Below are 16802 nucleotides of genomic sequence, written 5' to 3' on the forward strand. Positions count from 1 at the left end.
CTATCAGGCGTTACTGAGGACTTCCCGAAACACGTCCGGTCTGATCGCTGCAATATGCAGCAGCGATCGAGCTGCGCCAGAAGGCGATCGGCGGCCTTGCTCCCACTCTTGGAGGGTTCTTACCGAAACCCCCAAAAGCTCAGCAAACTTGGGTTGCGACAACCCTGTCTTACTTCTTGCTTCGGCCGCTTGAGTGACCTCTACCTGGTGTACTGCACCGTATCGCCCCGCTTTGACATCCTGAACAGCCGCCAGTAATTCTTCGCCGATATTGCGCTTGGCGTCACGTTCCTTCAGCTGTTTCTCAGTGAGTGGCATGGTTCATTTCCTTCGCGATTTTGTACAGGGTGTGCGCTGGAATGCTTTCGGTTGCATTCTTGCCATAAATCAGTAGTGCAACCAGGGCTCCACAAGCCAGCTGTGTGGTGTAGATGATCCTAACTGAGCCACTTTTACCTCGGCCATCCAGGCTCCAGCGCACTTTCCGGCATCCACCTGAGCCTGGTACAACGCTACCTGCTTCAGGATGGCTGGCTAGAAAAGCCATGAAAATGCCTCTTTCCTCTTCGGTCCAATAGTCAGGCCACAGCCTGCTGAACAACGGAGATTCTATGATCGTCAACACGCGAAATTCTACGTCCTTGACGTAGCCTCTGGCAAGAAAGGGCGAGCCAGAAAATCGCAGGAGAAAAGGAGAGACTCAAGGGGCCTTTTATCGCAAAACGTGACACCCACGTTACGCAATGAAGGTATGAGTAGGGCCTAAGAAAGTGGTTTGTAGGTTTTCTCTCGCGGCCCCGTGCGAGCAATCCACGAGTAAATCAGCGTCTTCACCTCCTCCGGGTGGTGCGTCCTTCGGCGGTAGCTGGCAAAGGTGGGTGACGTGCAGTAAGTGCACACCTCACTCACCTCGATCTGATCCCGCCGCAGCCCGGCCGCTTGCAGCAACATCACGCCATAACCACTCAAATCAAACCACGCACTTGCGGCTTGCCGGGGATGGGGTGGTGCGATTTCAGGTGGTAGCAATGGCGCGGGTTGCACCACGCTCCACGGCGCTCGCCCGCTTAACCACAAGTGCCCCTGATCCGCCTGGAACTGCGTGATAAACGCCTCGCTCACCTCATAACAGCACGGCTTGATCGACGGCCCTATCGCCACCCGCAACTGGTCGGCGGCAACGCCTTCATCCGCGAAGCGCTGCACGGTGTTAGCAATAATCCCTGCGTGTAATCCCTTCCATCCGCCATGCACTGCGGCGATTTTCTCGCCATTTTTCGAGGCAATAAGAATGGGCAGGCAATCGGCGGTGATTACCGCGATGGGCTGATGCTCGCCGGTGCACACGCCATCTGCCTCTACCGTATTGGGCACCTGGTCCGCTTGCCATTCAATCACTGACGCGCTGTGTACCTGCTTGCAGATAAACACTTCTTGCGGGCGCAGTGGATCATTGATCGAACAAAAACCGTGGTCGACGCCAGGAATGGCGCCGAGATTATCTGCCTGTTGCAAGAGCGCATTCTCCGTTGATTGAATCGTCAGTCGCCAACCGCTTCGCCTTCGCGCCGAGGGTCGGCGCCGCCGCTCAGCGACACTTTGCCCTGGGCATCCCGCGTGCGGACGATGGCCTGGATTCCGCTGGTCATATCGATCTCGCTCAGCGCATGGCCCTTTTCCTTGAGGGCCTGTTTCAGCGCGGGGCTGAACAGACCGGTTTCCAGTTCGGTCGCGCCATTGCGGCTGCCGAAGTTAGGCAGGCTGATGGCGGTTTGCGGGTCGAGTTTCCAGTCGAGCATCGCCACCAGGGACTTGCTCACGTACTCGATGATTTGCGAGCCGCCGGGCGAGCCGACCGTGGCCAGTAACTCGCCGCTGTTGCGATCGAACACCAGGGTTGGCGCCATGGCCGAACGCGGGCGTTTGCCGGGCTCGACGCGGTTGGCGACAGGCTGGCCATTTTCTTCAGGGATAAACGAGAAGTCGGTCATCTGGTTATTGAGCAAGAAGCCCTGCACCATCACATGGGAGCCGAATGCCGCTTCCACCGTGGTGGTCATCGACACGGCGCCGCCCAGGTCATCCACAGCGACCACTTGCGAGGTGGAAATGCGCAGCGGCGAGCGGTCCGGCGCATAGGCCACCTGGATGCCTGCCGGTACACCCGGCTTGGCGATGCCCATGCTGCGCTCGCCAATCAAGGCCGCACGCTTGGCCAGGTAATCCGGTGCGACAAGGCCTGCCACCGGCACCGGAACGAAGTCCGCGTCGGCGACATAGAGCGCGCGATCGGCAAACGCCAGGCGCCCAGCTTCGGCCAGCAGGTGCACGGCTTCCGGTGTGGGCTCAAGGCCGGCAGGCGACGTGCTTTTCACTGGGAGCATGGGGGCGATGGCCAGGGCGGGATTGCGGGCCTCCAGCGCCTGCAAGGTGCCGAGGATTTGCGCGATGGCGACTCCACCGGATGACGGCGGCGGCATACCGCAGACTTTCCATTGTTTGTAGTCATGGCACAGCGGCGTACGCTCCTTGGCGGTATAGCCCCTGAGATCCGCCTGGGACAGGCTGCCCGCGTTACGATGGCCCTGCACCTTGCGCACGATTTCATCAGCAATCGGCCCTTGATACAGCGCATCCGGGCCTTCCTTGGCGATGCGTTTGAATACATTGGCCAGTGCCGGGTTTTTCAACAGGGTACCGGTGGCTTTCGGCGTGCCATCGGCGTTCAGGAAGTACGCCGCCATGTCTGGCGATTGTGCGATAGAGCGGTCGGCTGCGATCAGGCTGTGCAGGCGTGGAGAAATCGCGAAGCCCTGTTCCGCCAAACGGATTGCCGGCTCGAACAGCTCGGCCCATTGCAGGTGACCGGTCTTCTTGTGAGCCATCTCCAGTGCTCGCAATACCCCAGGCGTGCCGACCGAACGCCCACCAATCTGCGCCTCTGGGAATGCCATCGGCTTTCCATCGGCCTTCAGGAACAACCGCTCCGTCGCCCCGGCCGGCGCGGTTTCGCGGCCGTCATAGGCGTGCACGGTTTTTCCGTCCCACAGCATGATGAACGCACCACCGCCGATGCCGGATGACTGCGGCTCCACCAGGGTCAACACCGCCTGCATCGCAATCGCCGCATCAATCGCCGAACCGCCTTTGCGCAGCATTTCGCGTCCAGCCTCGGCCGCCAGGGGGTTGGCGGCGGCGGCCATATGGCGCTCGGCGTGTTGGGTGGTGAGGTCGGTGCGATAGCCTGAACCCAGTTCGGGAGCCGGTGGCTGTTCGTTGACAGAGGTATTGCATGCAGCCAGGGCGAGGGCTGCGGCAATCACCGACAGTTGACGGCGGGAAATCGAAAACACGCGCTGAACTCCGTTCATTTTGAGAATGATCTGTTGTCCTTGGGGTACTGCGTTTTACAGGTAAATCGTGCCTTGCAGGTAGAGCACGGCATGGCCGGAAATGATCACGCGGTCACCTTTGAGTTCGCAACTCAGTTGGCCGCGGCGCGTTCCGCCTTGTTCCGCTGTCAGTTGCGACTTGCCCAAGCGTTCGGCCCAGAACGGCGCCAGTGAAGTGTGGGCTGAGCCCGTGACCGGGTCTTCATTCACACCCACGTTGGGACCGAACCAGCGCGAAACAAAATCAAATCGCGCGCTTTTGGCGGTCACTGCAATTCCGCGTTTCGGCAAGCCTTTGAGGCGGGCGAAATCCGGCTTCAGTGCGGCGACGTGCGCTTCGTCTTCCAGCAACACGATGTAGTCATCGGTGCTGAACACGTCGGCCTGTTCAATGCCCAGCGCGCTCAACATTCCGTCGGGTGGTTCGCAGGGTTGGGGTTGCTTGGCCGGGAAGTCCATCGCCAGTTCATTGCCGTTGCGGGTCACCCGCAGTTCGCCGCTGCGTGTCGCAAAGCACAACACTTCAGGCGCATCCAGCAGTTGGTGAATCAACACACACGCCGCCGCAAGTGTGGCGTGGCCGCACAGGTCCACTTCGACTTCCGGCGTAAACCAGCGCAACTCGTAGAACCCGTCACGGGGCACGAAGTAGGCGGTTTCAGAGAGGTTGTTTTCTGCCGCGATGTTTTGCAGCTGCTCATCGCTGAGCCACTCGGTCAGCGGGCAGACAGCGGCCGGGTTGCCGCCGAAGACGGACTGGCTGAAAGCGTCGACTTGATAGATATCCAGTTTCATCGAGAGCACTCCGTGTAAGGGTGGAGCCGGACACTAACAGTGGGTCAGGCAAGCGTCAAAATACAGATGAGCGGTTTTTTCCTGCGCATGCAGTCACCGTTATGGAAAAGCCTGCCTGGAACCAAACAGGGCGGATACCCACTAGACAGCTGTGATGAATTTTGTTTGGGAGTATTGCCATGCGCACAGAATTGAAAGCTCTCTTTAAGCTGCAGCATGACCTGGTGGAACGCTTGAAGAGGCCGGCCCAGGAACCGCCTCCGCCCGTGTTGTTGCACTATCAATCGTTACAACCGACTTCGATGCAGTTCGATGCGTCCCTGCGCGATGGCAAGGTGCAGGCTGATACGACACTCACCGGGCGTGAGATTGCCCGCCACCTCAACCAGCCCGATAAGCACTATGTGGCTGATGGTCCTTCTGCAGCAGGTACGTTGCGGATGAAGGATGAGCGCCAGTACGTGTTTCACATCCAATCCACGCCGGCTGTTGCTGCGGTGTTCAAAAGCAGTCTTGCGGATACAACCGGCGGCGCTGGCGAGAGCCTGGGGCGCGCGCATGTGGGGAGTGTCAGCGCTGTTCAGACGACGGTGGATGGCCAGCAGTTTCGTCTGGAGGGCCAGCGCCTGTTTCGTTTTGAACCCCTCACGCTTTCCTGGGTGCCCGACGCAGATAGCCGTGCACTCAGCCGCATTGGCCTGACGAACGAAGGGCAGTTGCTGAAGACCCCCAAAGGCTTTGCAGACAGCAGTGCGCATGGCCGTACGACGGTGCAGTTGAGCCAGACCCTGGATGCTTCTTTTGTGCAGGTCCAGGGCGGGAGTGTACAGGCGTTGCAGCCGGTGGATGAGGCAGGAGTGCCTGTGCAGCTCGCACGTATCGGGTTGTCTGGAAACACGCTGTATGGTGCGACAACGGACGGCGAGCTGGTCCAAGCAGACCTGCGTATGGCACTAGATCAGCAGCTGCCGATGGTCGGGCAACCAGTCGACTCGCTGGAGCGAGCGCTGAAGGGGGCCGTCCGTGTCGAAGGCTTCTTTCATGATGATGCGGGGCAACTCAATGCTCAGGTGCGTGACGCGCGTGAGCAATTGCACAGCGTGCCTTTAAGTGACGCAGACGCGCTACGCCCGCAATGGAACCTCAGCGACGTGCTGGTCAAGGGCATTGAGAAAGGCCTGCCTCTGCCCAGTCAACAGGCACTGGCGGCGGCGGTCGACCTTGGACAGCGGGGCAAGGTGGCGTTGGATGCAGGCAGCCTGCTGACCTGGGACGCGGCGGCGCAACGTTGGCAAGACACTGCTCAACCTGGCGTCGAACATCTGGAGCGCGGGTTGGATAGCCGTGCCTATGTGCTGCAAGACGGGCAACTGAAGGCCGTGGCCATCGGTAGAGTGCGCGACCCGCTGATTGAGGGGGCCAGTCATGATTTGGCCGCGCTTCCCATTCCGCGCCCGCAGGTGTCTGTTGACGAAGTGCTTGCAGGCAATGATCAGCGACGCATTACCGGATTCGCGGTCGTCGACGGGCGCAATTTTGTCACCGTCGATCAGGATCACCAGCTTCAGGTTCATCACGACGGGGATGCGAGGCCGCTTCACGCGTCGCCTTCGATTGATATAAAAACACTGGCCTTGGATCACGTGGGTAATCTTTATGCGCACACACGGCGCGGTGAGCTATTCAGGTTGGATCGTCAGGCCTGGCAGGGCAATACCGCGAGCGCGCAACGTTGGAGCAGGGTTGAATTACCGGGTCGCCAACCGTTGGAGTCCTTGCGCACGGGGGCTGACCATCACCTGATCGGAGGGTGGGATCAGCAGTTTTTCCAACTGGACAATGTTTCCAGCAGCGCAATGGAGTGGGGCCCGCTGCCATTGGCGTCCCAGGCGCCGTCGCTGGCCGACACGTTGGCGAGCACACCAATGCGCGCGCAGTTCTCCGGAGGGGCACTGACGGTCAGCAGTAATGTCTTGGGACAAACCCGTGAAGGGATACCGCTCAAGCGTTCATTTTTCCAAGGCATCGGTGCACACTTTCACCCCCTGGAAGCCCTCGGCCAAAAGGCTAAAGGCGTTGCGCAACACTTCAATGGCCGCAAGGGATTGGAGGACGTCTACGCTGACGATCAGCGATTGCACCAGCAACTCAATGCACTCGCTCAGAGCCGACCGGTTTCTGCTGATCTCAATCATCGGCTCGCTGCCCTGAGCGAACCTGGGCCGCGACAGGCACTGGCCGAACAGATCCGCCAGGCGTTGACGCAGGTAGAGCAGAGCAGCCAGTCAAGTGCGCGCCGCTTGGGTGATGCACACGGTGTTGCGTTTGACCCTCAGCCCACATTGAACCGGGCGACCATTCCGCCAGATTCGACGCTGCACTCGCTGTATGAAGCGTTCAAGAGAGTCTCTCCTTCGCCGGAAAAGTCGACCGCCGTGTTGCTGACCAACTTCGAAGGGCAGGGCTTGTCGCTGCCCAAGTCCATGCCCGAGCGCAAGCGAAACCTTGACCACCCCTCGGCGCTGATCGAGGGCGACCTGATCCATCATGCGAGTACGCTCAAGCAGTTGGCGGACCTGGTACAGGCGCTCGACGCTACGTCGGGCCATAGCCCTAGTGCCTTGACGCGTATAGAAACGTCTCTGCGCGATGTCATGCGAGCGTTCCAGGATAGCCCTGTGCATACGTTGGCCAGCCAAGGCATCGCCAGTTACGAGCAGGCGGAATCGTTGTATGGCAATTTCAAACTGTTGGCCAAGGACCTTGGAACGCCTGGCTCTGCGCTTCATTGGCATCTTTCGGGCCTGTTGGGGTTGCCCAAGGATGCGCCGATCAAAGAGGCGATGACGCAGCAGATACAGAACCTGGGCAGTGGCCAGACCCTTTCTCCGAGCCGAACCCAAGGTAAAACCCTGGGGTTGATCGTGACGGGGATAAAACCGGTAGCCCCTGTGGAGTTTTTTCTGGAGGCATCCGCGTCCCACACTCATGGTGTGAGTATCAGTCGTACCGACAAAGGTGCCCGCGTTGAAATCAGCACGGACAACACGCGACGGTTGGTGGGTTCGGTGGCTTCGGGTGTGACGCTGGGAGGTGGGGCAGGTGCGGTGAGGCCAGGCTTGAGGGTGGCTGCGGAATTGAGCGCAATGGTGGCGAAAAACACGGGATCCAGCATTGGCTTTGATGTGAAAGAGTCAGACTTTGGCAAGATGATGGCGATCCTGACCGGCGAGACCGGGACCGTCTACGACTTGCTGGCGCTGGGCGAGGGGCACTCGGCAGGTACAAGCTCGAAACTCAGTGGCGACGTTAACCTGGACGCACTTGCGCAATTGCGTTTGATGTACAGCCCTCAGGAGGACATCGCCGCCCTCGACTCAGTGATCCGCGCGGGCATTGGTGGGGTGGGCAATCTCAATCTCGCGCATGCGGACAAGAGCCAATCAAGCACGCGTACCGCAGAAGGTACCCGCCACGGTAGCGCCGCTGGCGCGCAGCTTCTGCGACAGGGCGGAGTAGGGGCCAATAGCGTGCCGCTCGGCGCGTTGGTGTTGGGCAATGCTGGCAGTGGTGGCCCCAGCGCGATTGCGTTCGCGCTGCCGGAGTTATCGGTCATGGTGCGGTTTGATCGCGGGGTATCCCGGGCCTTCAATTTTGCCTTCAAACATCCGCAACCGGTGAGCCAGTCGCAGGTTGATGAGCTCAAACGCAGCGTGTCGCTCTACTCGCCGACGTTCAGGCGGGAGCTGGCATCGACCGAGCTGTCGGAGGGCACAGTGGATCAACAGTTGGCCACTCTGCAGCAGTTCCTCGCGACTCATCCGTCCCTTGCAACAAAACCGGACGCCTATCACGCGATCAGCCAATCACTCGACAAGCTGATGAACCAGCAAAACCTGGCAAGGAATGGGTTGCGCCAACTGGCGTCGGTTGAGTCATCGGTCACCCGTGTCGGCTTGCGGGACGATGGGCGCCATGCCTGGCTGGATGATGTGGCGCCGGCCAACAAAGCAGCGATTGAACAATGGATGAAGGATGATCCGCAGTTTGCCCAGGTGCTCGATCAGTTGCAGCGTGGCGAAGGCACTTCAGTCACGCTTGGCATGGAGCTCAAGCCAGAGGTCCTGCGAGCGATAGAGCGCAGTCACCTTGCCGGAGAAAGTACCGAGCCGCTGGTCAAGCGCGCATTGAGTGATCGCAACAATCTGCGGGTCAAGCACATGAGCCTGAGCTACACCGCCACCCAGTCCCATGGCATGTCGATACCCGCTCTGACGAATCTCAGTTTTTCCAGCAGTGCCGGCTTGAGTCATTCCCAGGCGCGCGTCAATGCAGACCTTGAATACGGACAGGACTCCGACAAGCCATTGCGAATGAACCTGAACGACACGCTGGGTAGTCTGCCGCGCCCTGATCTGACGATTGACCTGGGAGACCTGCGCGTGAGGACGCAAGGTCTGTCAGCGAGCTGAACTCATTCCTGAAAGGTGGGTGTGTCGAATGTAGGGTGCTGCGCTAGCAGGTGGCGCCACTGCATTCGAAACCAGGGCGTGAAGTGTGCTGCCGGATCTGAGAGTTGGGCTGAGACTTCAGCACGGCTCAGCCACTGGACCTCGCTGACCTCTTCGACGGCCGGGGAGACCACCGTGTCAGATTGAGCAACCAGTACATGGCATAACTCATGTTCCGCACCGATCACCCCAAAGCGCGCATGGTATTCAAAACTGTACAGGAAGCGGCAGGAGGCGCAGACCCCCAGCTCTTCGCGCAGGCGACGACACGCTGCGTCCAGAACAGTCTCGCCAGGTGCCGGATGGCTGCAGCAGGCATTCGACCAGAATCCAGGCCAAAGCATTTTGCCTGCGGCACGACGTTGAATCAGGTGACGCCCGACACTGTCGATCAGGTGAACCGAAAATGCGCGATGAAGCTGGCCCTCCCCCAGGTGTGCGTCGCGTTTATCACACACACCAATCTGACGATCGTGTGCGTCGACCAAAATCACGGAGTCTGTCATTCGGTGTCCTCTTTTGTTCAGTCACGGCTGTCTAGTCGCGCTCGGGCACTTGCCCCCAGGCGCTGATGAACGTCAACGCTGCCTCGGTGAAGGTCGCAGAGGCGCGCAGCCTGGCCATGGCATCAAGGTCATCCTGAGTGAGCAGCCCGAGCTTCAGTAACGTCGGTCCGGCTTGTGCTGTCGTTGCCGCCCAGAATGCGTCGGCCGGGCTGTTGTCGCCGATGCGGCCTTCCAGGGTGCGATACCCGATATTGCACAGTCCCCGTTCACCTAGCCGGTCGGGGAGCGTATCGGCCCAGAGCATGTCGGAGCCAATGGACTGCTCCAGGAGCGTGAAACCGGCCTGGGCGATTTTCCGGAACAGTGGGTTCGCCGTTCTCAAGCTGGGTCGCAAGCTCAAATCTTCGATCACCAGCCAGCCGCCCGGACGGACCCAGGTGGTTGCTCTGGTCAGTATGTCTTCACGCTCGGGCAGGTGGCACAACAAGGCCCTGACGTGCACCAGGTCAAAATAGGCGGCGGGGAAATCATCGGTCGCGGCATTATGCGTGACCACTTGAATGCCGGGTATGTCGTTGAGAAACCGGGTGTCAATGTCGGTGGCAATGACCGTCGCGTCGGGATGGCGCTTGCTCAGCCAGCCAGCGAATGATCCGGCACCGGCGCCGAGGTCAAGAAGGGTCAGTTTGTCCGGAAGAGGCAGTTGGCCAAACACTGTTTGGCTCAGCGGGTCAAAGGCACGCTCCAGGGTGCGCATCCGCGCCAACTGGCCGGCATGCTGATCACCGAGATAGCTGTTGGTGTAGCCGGGCTCCTCGGCTGGGTCAGTGGTGCTCACAGTACGACCTCCAGTCGAAGAGGGCAGCGGTTAAGAAAACCGTGTTCGGCGGGCTGGAACCCTGGAGCCCAGCGCACGTCTGGAAAGGTCTGTAGTAATAGGCGAGCGCCGAGGGTGATTTCCATCCGTGCAAGCATGGATCCCAGGCAGAAATGACGCCCTGCGCCGAACGCAAAGTGATTCGTCTCCTGATGGGGGCGCGACAGAGTGAAGATGTCCGGATCGGTGAACTGGTGCGGATCACGGTTGGCCGAGCCGATCAGGCACGCCAGGGTCGCGCCACAAGGAATGGTTCCGGACGGCAGCTCCAGCGATTCACGGGCCTCCCGGAGAATGAGTTGCAAAGGAGGGTTGCGTCGCAAGGTTTCAGCGAGCGCATTCTCCATCAAGTCCGGATCAGCCATCACTGCTTCTTTCACGCCGGGCTCGTTCAGCAGGTTGACGATGAGGTTTGCCAAGGCACCGTGACTGGTCTCACTGCCGGCCGTCATCAAGATCGCGCAATAGGCCCGCACGAACGCTTCGGACAAGGGCTGGTCGTCAATCCGTGCGGCCACAAGATGTGAGATCAAATCGTCGGTGGGTGCCGCGCGACGGGCGTCGATGTGGGGCTGGATGAAGTCGTAGAAACTGTCACGGTTGGATAATCCACCGGTCAACAGGGTCGGATCCTGTCGATAGTTGCCCATGTAGGCGAAGCCGATGGCACACCAGTTCTTCAGCCGAGCGACTTCCTCCGGGGTTTCAGCCGGGAGCCCCAGCGCGCGAGCCATCACCCGTACGGGCAGCACTGAGGTGAAATCGGCAACGAGGTCCACCTGGCGGCGGCCACGCATCTGCGCCAGCAGGTCCATGCTCACCGAGGTGACCGATGCTTCAAGGACTGTGAGGGCCTTGCTGCGGAACGACGGGCTCAGCAACGCTCGATGCTGGGCGTGTTCACAACCGTCCATGGCCACAATGGTGTGCCCCAGCAACGGTCCGATTTGCCAGCTGTAGTTGTTGCTGCTCGTTCCGGGGTGGGTCAATGCGGCTTTGACATCCGCATAACGGCTGACCAGCCACACGTCCGTAGGCTCGTCGTAGACAATGGGCAGCGTGGTACGCAAACGCTCATAAAGGGGGTAGGGGTCGATTTCGAATTGCCGGGATTTCAGGGTAGGGGGGATGCACGCCAGGTCCACCTGCCGGTTGACCTGGCCCGTGGCGTCGGTGGCCTGCAGGTGATACCGGGAAACGTTCTTGTGCCAATCGCCCGCCGCTCGGGCAACCTGGCGCAGCCGCTCCGGGTCGGTAGCGGCGGACGCTCGGTGGGGCCGAGCTGAGGCCAGGGTGAATGCCTCGACGGCTGTATTCAGCATGTGCAGGGCCGCTTCGATCGACTCAGGCCAGTCGGTGCCATGGGTGTCCGCTAGAATGGAGACCAGGTTGAAGCGCTCGCCACACACCACATCTTTGGCAATCGAGTGGATATCGTTCGTCCAGGTGATGATATCGGCCGCGTGCTCGCGGAGTGTGTTCCACCAGACGATGTTTTCTGAATGCTCGTAGGGATCGAGCGCTTCGGCCGCGTCGATGAGATCAAAGAAGAACAGTGCACCGAACGAATCCCGTCGTAACGGCAGGTATTCGGCCAGCGTGAGCGCCGTGCCGGTTTCGCGCATTCTCACCAGGGTCGCCTGCGCACGCAGATGCCCGAGTAAATTGCGTACAAGCCGATGCCGCCAGCGCCCGTCACCCCAGCTCCGTGTCCGTGGCCACAGATCATCGATCAGGACACTGAGCATTGGGTCATCAAGTCGGCCGATTTCATCGAGTGAGTCGACACCGTCGCTCTCGGTTATGGACTGCACCGCTGCGACGAAACGTTCCAGCACGCCGTTTTCTGCCCAGGGGCCGTCATCGATCCGGTCATCGAGTGTGAGCGCCCAAAGATACCAGCACACCAGGGTTTCGGCCTGGTGCGTCGGGGCTTGTCCGCACAGCGCTATTCCCAGGTCGAGCAGCGCAGTGGTGCTTAGCCGGTGCGCACCCCGACGGCCGATCAAGCCGTATCGTTGCGCCCATGCCAGGGCATGTTCCCGCAACTGATGGCTGTCAGAACGTGGTGGCGGGCAGGGAAACGGAAGCTGTATCTCGGGAATGATCAGTGGTGCTGTCGGCATGAAGCCCCCTCTGAATTATTTGTCATATGACATCCTTGTTTCATATCCAAGCAACCTCCACAGGTGGGAGGTTCAGGGCAAGGTGGCTGTGTTCAAACCCTGTGGAGCATGCTCGGAAGTAAATGGGTTTGGATGTCAGGTGTTTCCGAGGGTGGCACGGGAAACCCCGCAAAACTGAAGGCGAAATGGGGTTTCAGGAAGGAGGGCGTTCAGGAGAAGGCGCTGTGAGGCTGTGGTGTTTTGAAACGCCAGAAACAAGAAAGCCCGCACGAGGCGGGCTTCTTGAGGTGATTCATAGACTGCTGTAGACATCTATGGATCGGTACTTGGTGGCTACACAGGGACTTGAACCCCGGACCCCAGCATTATGAATGCTATGCTCTAACCAACTGAGCTATGTAGCCAAGTGGCGCGCATTATTCGCGTAGAACGGGAATGCGTCAAGTATTTATTTTGAATTTTTATCTACGCTTTCAACTGTTTAAGCGAAATCAGCGGATCTGGCGACGAGTGGATCAGTATTCGCCCTGCCGAGGCCCCGCAAAATGTGATCGCGTTGAGCAGATATCCCTGCCGCTCAACGCGTGCACTGATGCTAAGGGAGTTTCGGACTGTGCGTGGCGCGTTTGAGCTGCTCGCGGGCCCGTGACAGGCGTGAGCGCACGGTGCCGATAGGAATGTCCAGCGCGTCGGCGGTGTCCTGATAGCTGCCGTCGGTTTCCAGTGAGGCGTACAGCGTCTTGCGCATTTCCATCGGCAGATGGTCGATGGCACTCAGGGTTTTTTCCAGGCGACGGTTGACCTCAAACTCCCAATCCAGATTGTGGTTGTCCTCCTGGCCGTGCCAGAGCGACTCATCAAACTCGCAATGCACGGGCTTGGCGTACAAGCGCCTGAAGTGGTTGCGGATGAGGTTTTGCGCGATACCGCACATCCACGTACTGAGCGTGGCATTGCCGCTGAAACGCTCTCGGTTGCGCCAGGCTTCCAGGTAAGTCAATTGCAGAAGATCATCCGCATCTTCCGGGTTGAGTACGCGCTTATGAATGAAGCGCCGCAGTTTTTTTTGCTGGTCGTCTGTCAGGTGAAGCATGAATTGAGGCGAGCTGCCAACGAGGTGCGCTAAAGCTTCAATAGGGATATTCATGATTGTTTCCTTGGTGTAGACGCAGTCGAAAAGGTGTCGACGGGAACCCCTTTTGCACTGGCTATGCCAAGAAAATAATTTTCATAACTTTCTGATTTATATCGATAATTTTTTTTGAAATGTATTTTTTCGTGCAACCCTTTGCATAGAGCCTTGAAGGTCTGTGCAAGTCTTTTCAAACTTTTCGTGTGATCTGACTTTTTGGAACCATTTGCGCTGGCCTTGCCACACAGGGAAACACTCTTCCTGTTCAGGTCTCTCCATGAAAGTCGAATCCTCCCCGGATGTGCAAACGGTCCAGCCGCAGGATCAACCTGCCGTCAGCCCGGCCTCCACGCCGGCGCCGGCTTCTGGCATGGATGAGCTCGCCCACCTGTTCAACCTGGAAGTGCAAAACAACACTCAACCGTTGAGTCAACGCAAGATGAGCGTGCGCGTGCCGCCGGCCGAGCAGCTCGCGCAAATTTATGATCAGTTGGGTCACCCTGCCCAGGCGACCCTCGCGAGCCTTTCGCGCCGCGTCCGCTGGCAGTTGCTGCAGCATCCCCATGTCGACAAATTGCTGGAACTGGCGGGTGGAGACCCCGCACGTGCGTTCGTGGTACTCAAATATGTGGCAACCCAGGCCGACGTTGAAGTGCGCCCATCGGAAGCAGCGTTGGCCCGTGATGCAATTGCCAAGCTGGAGGTCCGCTTCAAAGGGGAGATCCAGGCTGGCCTGAACATTGCCTTGGCGCTGCAAGCGGCGAGTACCGATCCGCAGGAGCGCCAGGCGCTGCGTACGCTCTACTACGCCAGTGTGGTCGCGCGTCAATCGTTGTCGACGATGATGCAGGCGCTGCTGGGAGTTTATGGCGAAGAACGGTTTGCCGACGGGCTCAAGATGATGCGCAAGGCTTTGGCGGACGACATCGCGGCCAAGGTGTCGTCACTGCCAACGCCGCTGTTGCGTACCCTGTTACTGGGGCTGCAAAGCTGTGGGCAGTTGAGCGGCGTGTTGGCCGGTTGCAATGCCCTGATGCAACGCCTGGGTATTGATCATGATGCCGTGAGCCTGCTGCAACGCCTGCTGGGTTACGCGGGCTCAGGTATCGCGGCTGCTGAAATCCTGCGGCTTGGAAGCGACCTGTCAGGGAGTTCGAATGCCCAGCAATTGCTGGCCCTCAATGCGCTTTATCCCGTGGTCCAGCAACTGCCTTTGGCGATATGGCTCGACGGTCGGGTACGCGAAGAGACCTTGCGTGGCTTTCTGGCGGTGATCGGTGAGCTGGACCGCGTGACGCGTGGCCCCGCGCGTTTTCCGGGTGAGCTGGGAGTCATGGCGTGACAGCGCTTTCGGCCATCAACGGTTTTCTGCTCAAGGTCGCGCAACGCGCAGAAGTGCTGGGCGCCGTGGTGGTGATGGCCATCGTGTTCATTTTTATCGTACCGCTGCCCACTTGGCTGGTGGACATCCTGATCGCGCTCAACATCTGCATCTCATGCCTGTTGATCGTGTTGGCGTTGTACCTGCCAGGCCCCCTGGCGTTCTCTTCGTTCCCGTCGATCCTGCTGTTGACCACCATGTTTCGCCTGTCTCTGTCGATTGCCACGACACGCCTGATCCTGCTGGAGCAGGACGCCGGAGACATCGTCGAGGCCTTCGGCAACTTTGTAGTGGGCGGCAACCTCGCCGTGGGGATGGTGATCTTCCTGATCCTGACCCTGGTCAACTTCCTGGTGATCACCAAGGGCTCGGAACGGGTGGCCGAAGTGGCGGCGCGTTTCAGCCTGGACGCGATGCCCGGCAAGCAGATGTCCATCGACAGCGACTTGCGCGCCGGTTTGATCGACGGCATGCAAGCGCGAGACAAACGGGAGCAGTTGTCCCGTGAGAGCCAATTGTTCGGCGCCATGGACGGCGCCATGAAGTTCGTCAAAGGCGACGCCATCGCGGGCCTGATCATCGTTGTGGTGAACTTGCTGGGTGGTTTTTCCACCGGCATGTTTCAGCACGGCTTGAGTGCTTCCGAGTCCATTACGCTGTACTCGGTATTGACCATCGGCGACGGCCTGATCGCCCAGATCCCGGCGCTGCTTATTTCCCTCACCGCCGGCATGATCATCACCCGTGTGGCGCCGGACGGACGCAAGGGCGCCAGCAACATGGGCGCCGAAATTGCCCGGCAAATGACCAGCGAGCCCAAGAGTTGGATGATCGCCTCGGTGGGTATGCTCGCCTTTGCCGCGGTACCCGGCATGCCCACTGGAGTGTTTATCCTCATCGCGCTGGTCACTGGCAGCCTGGGGTATTACCTGATGCGCCAGCGTCAACGGCAGGAGCAACCTGCTGCTGAAACTGCCGAAGCGGTGCGTCCTGAAGAGAACGGCCGTGAGGACTTGCGAGGGTTTGATCCGTCGAGGCCTTACTTGCTGCAATTCTCCCCGGTGCTACGGGGGACGCCTGAGGTGACGGATCTTGTTCACTCGATCCGCCAGGCCCGAAATGCACTGGTCGCCAATATCGGCTTGACGCTGCCACCGTTCGAGGTGGAACTCGACGACTCACTGGACGACGACGAAATGCGCTTCTGTGTCCACGAAGTGCCCATGGTCAAGGCATCTGTGGTCAGCCATGTGGCGGTGGAGCGTAAAGCGCTGGCGGTGGAGCCAGCACATGCCATTCCAGGGTTGGTGGAGCGCGATGAACAGGATTGGCTCTGGTTGGCGCCGGATGATCCGCTGCTCGATGATCCGCAGTTGGAGCGCTTCACCTCGGCGAGCCTGATCGTCGAGCGCATGAAGCAGGCGATGATGCTCAGCGGGCCGCAGTTCCTGGGGATCCAGGAGAGCAAGTCGATCCTCAGTTGGCTGGAGCACAACCAACCGGAACTGGTTCAGGAACTGCAACGGATCATGCCACTGTCGCGGTTTTCGGCCGTACTGCAACGCCTGGCCAGCGAGGGTGTGCCGTTGCGCGCCGTACGGCTGATCGTCGAGTCGCTGATCGAGTACGGCCAGCATGAACGCGAGCCGGACGCGCTGGCCGACTACGCGCGCATTGCGCTCAAGGCACAGATCTACCACCAGTACAGCGAAGCTGACGGCCTGCATGCCTGGTTGCTGTCGCCGCACACTGAAAACATCCTGCGTGAGGCGCTGCGCCAGACCCAGACCGGGGTGTTCTTCGCCCTCGATGACGAACACAGCGCGGCGTTGGTCAGCCTGCTCAATCAAGCCTTTCCCGTTCGCCCCAAACTCAAGAGCGTGATGCTGGTCGCACAGGACTTGCGTAGCCCGTTGCGCACGCTGTTGCTGGAGGAGTTCAACCACGTGCCGGTACTGTCTTTCGCTGAGCTGGGCAGCTCTTCCAAAGTCAAGGTGCTAGGGCGCTTCGACCTGGGCCAGGATGAGTTGATGCGCGGTGCGGTGGCATGAAGACTTGGCTATGTCAGGCCTGGGGGGCTCG

The 16802-nt window shown here is 59.7% G+C and carries 11 protein-coding genes and 1 tRNA gene; 3 read left to right on the top strand and 9 right to left on the bottom strand.

What is annotated here, in order from left to right:
• Positions 1-3: 3 nt before the first annotated feature.
• From ACP7EW_RS08615 to ACP7EW_RS08630, 4 genes are all read right to left on the bottom strand, one after another.
• Positions 4-318 carry a helix-turn-helix domain-containing protein gene (locus ACP7EW_RS08615; protein WP_061435214.1) on the bottom strand — a complete coding sequence of 105 codons (315 nt, stop codon included), beginning with the start codon at positions 316-318 and terminating at the stop codon, positions 4-6.
• A gap of 444 nt (positions 319-762) precedes the next feature.
• On the bottom strand, positions 763-1515 hold the full coding sequence (gene pgeF, locus ACP7EW_RS08620) for a peptidoglycan editing factor PgeF (protein WP_426216478.1): 753 nt from the start codon (positions 1513-1515) through the stop codon (positions 763-765).
• Between the two features lie 26 nt (positions 1516-1541).
• Positions 1542-3371: a gamma-glutamyltransferase gene (ggt, locus tag ACP7EW_RS08625; protein ID WP_426216480.1), complete on the bottom strand. Its 1830-nt coding sequence runs from the start codon at positions 3369-3371 to the stop codon at positions 1542-1544.
• A gap of 36 nt (positions 3372-3407) precedes the next feature.
• Entirely contained in the window at positions 3408-4187 is a 780-nt protein-coding gene (locus tag ACP7EW_RS08630; RefSeq protein ID WP_426216482.1) for a PhzF family phenazine biosynthesis protein, read from the bottom strand.
• Between the two features lie 179 nt (positions 4188-4366).
• Here ACP7EW_RS08630 and ACP7EW_RS08635 point away from each other — a divergent pair, with 179 nt between their 5' ends.
• On the top strand, positions 4367-8659 hold the full coding sequence (locus ACP7EW_RS08635; RefSeq protein WP_426216484.1) for an AvrE-family type 3 secretion system effector: 4293 nt from the start codon (positions 4367-4369) through the stop codon (positions 8657-8659).
• Positions 8660-8661: 2 nt separating this feature from the next.
• Here ACP7EW_RS08635 and idi read toward each other — a convergent pair whose 3' ends face one another.
• The 5 genes from idi to ACP7EW_RS08660 all read right to left on the bottom strand — a co-directional run bounded on the left by idi (position 8662) and on the right by ACP7EW_RS08660 (position 13354).
• Positions 8662-9204, bottom strand: a complete 543-nt coding sequence (gene idi / locus ACP7EW_RS08640; protein WP_426216486.1) for an isopentenyl-diphosphate Delta-isomerase — start codon at positions 9202-9204, stop codon at positions 8662-8664.
• A gap of 31 nt (positions 9205-9235) precedes the next feature.
• Positions 9236-10042, bottom strand: coding sequence for a class I SAM-dependent methyltransferase (locus tag ACP7EW_RS08645; protein WP_426216488.1), 807 nt, complete (start codon positions 10040-10042; stop codon positions 9236-9238).
• Complete coding sequence (locus tag ACP7EW_RS08650; RefSeq protein WP_426216490.1) at positions 10039-12207, bottom strand: cytochrome P450; 2169 nt, start codon at positions 12205-12207, stop codon at positions 10039-10041. Before ACP7EW_RS08650 ends, ACP7EW_RS08645 begins: the two co-directional genes overlap by 4 nt.
• A gap of 327 nt (positions 12208-12534) precedes the next feature.
• A tRNA-Met gene (locus ACP7EW_RS08655) sits at positions 12535-12611 on the bottom strand.
• A gap of 191 nt (positions 12612-12802) precedes the next feature.
• Positions 12803-13354: an RNA polymerase sigma factor gene (locus ACP7EW_RS08660; protein ID WP_426216492.1), complete on the bottom strand. Its 552-nt coding sequence runs from the start codon at positions 13352-13354 to the stop codon at positions 12803-12805.
• Positions 13355-13616: 262 nt separating this feature from the next.
• Between ACP7EW_RS08660 and sctW the strand changes: the two genes are divergently transcribed.
• Together sctW and sctV are read left to right on the top strand one after the other, a co-directional pair.
• A complete protein-coding gene (gene sctW / locus ACP7EW_RS08665) occupies positions 13617-14681 on the top strand; it encodes a type III secretion system gatekeeper subunit SctW (protein WP_426216495.1) in 1065 nt (354 codons plus the stop codon).
• A complete protein-coding gene (sctV, locus tag ACP7EW_RS08670; protein ID WP_426216497.1) occupies positions 14678-16771 on the top strand; it encodes a type III secretion system export apparatus subunit SctV in 2094 nt (697 codons plus the stop codon). The genes sctW and sctV overlap by 4 nt, the downstream gene beginning before the upstream one ends.
• The last annotated feature ends 31 nt before the right edge of the window (positions 16772-16802 follow it).

It is taken from the genome of Pseudomonas sp. DWRC2-2, assembly GCF_049897885.1.
Lineage (GTDB): Bacteria > Pseudomonadota > Gammaproteobacteria > Pseudomonadales > Pseudomonadaceae > Aquipseudomonas > Aquipseudomonas azotoformans_A.

What these genes read in the sequence shown, in the direction of transcription:
- idi (WP_426216486.1), bottom strand. Translation starts at nt 9,204, where the DNA reads ATGACAGACTCCGTGATTTTGGTCGACGCACACGATCGTCAGATTGGT.
- ACP7EW_RS08630 (WP_426216482.1), bottom strand. Translation starts at nt 4,187, where the DNA reads ATGAAACTGGATATCTATCAAGTCGACGCTTTCAGCCAGTCCGTCTTC.
- ACP7EW_RS08635 (WP_426216484.1), top strand. Translation starts at nt 4,367, where the DNA reads ATGCGCACAGAATTGAAAGCTCTCTTTAAGCTGCAGCATGACCTGGTG.
- sctW (WP_426216495.1), top strand. Translation starts at nt 13,617, where the DNA reads ATGAAAGTCGAATCCTCCCCGGATGTGCAAACGGTCCAGCCGCAGGAT.
- ACP7EW_RS08660 (WP_426216492.1), bottom strand. Translation starts at nt 13,354, where the DNA reads ATGAATATCCCTATTGAAGCTTTAGCGCACCTCGTTGGCAGCTCGCCT.
- ACP7EW_RS08650 (WP_426216490.1), bottom strand. Translation starts at nt 12,207, where the DNA reads ATGCCGACAGCACCACTGATCATTCCCGAGATACAGCTTCCGTTTCCC.
- ACP7EW_RS08615 (WP_061435214.1), bottom strand. Translation starts at nt 318, where the DNA reads ATGCCACTCACTGAGAAACAGCTGAAGGAACGTGACGCCAAGCGCAAT.
- ggt (WP_426216480.1), bottom strand. Translation starts at nt 3,371, where the DNA reads ATGAACGGAGTTCAGCGCGTGTTTTCGATTTCCCGCCGTCAACTGTCG.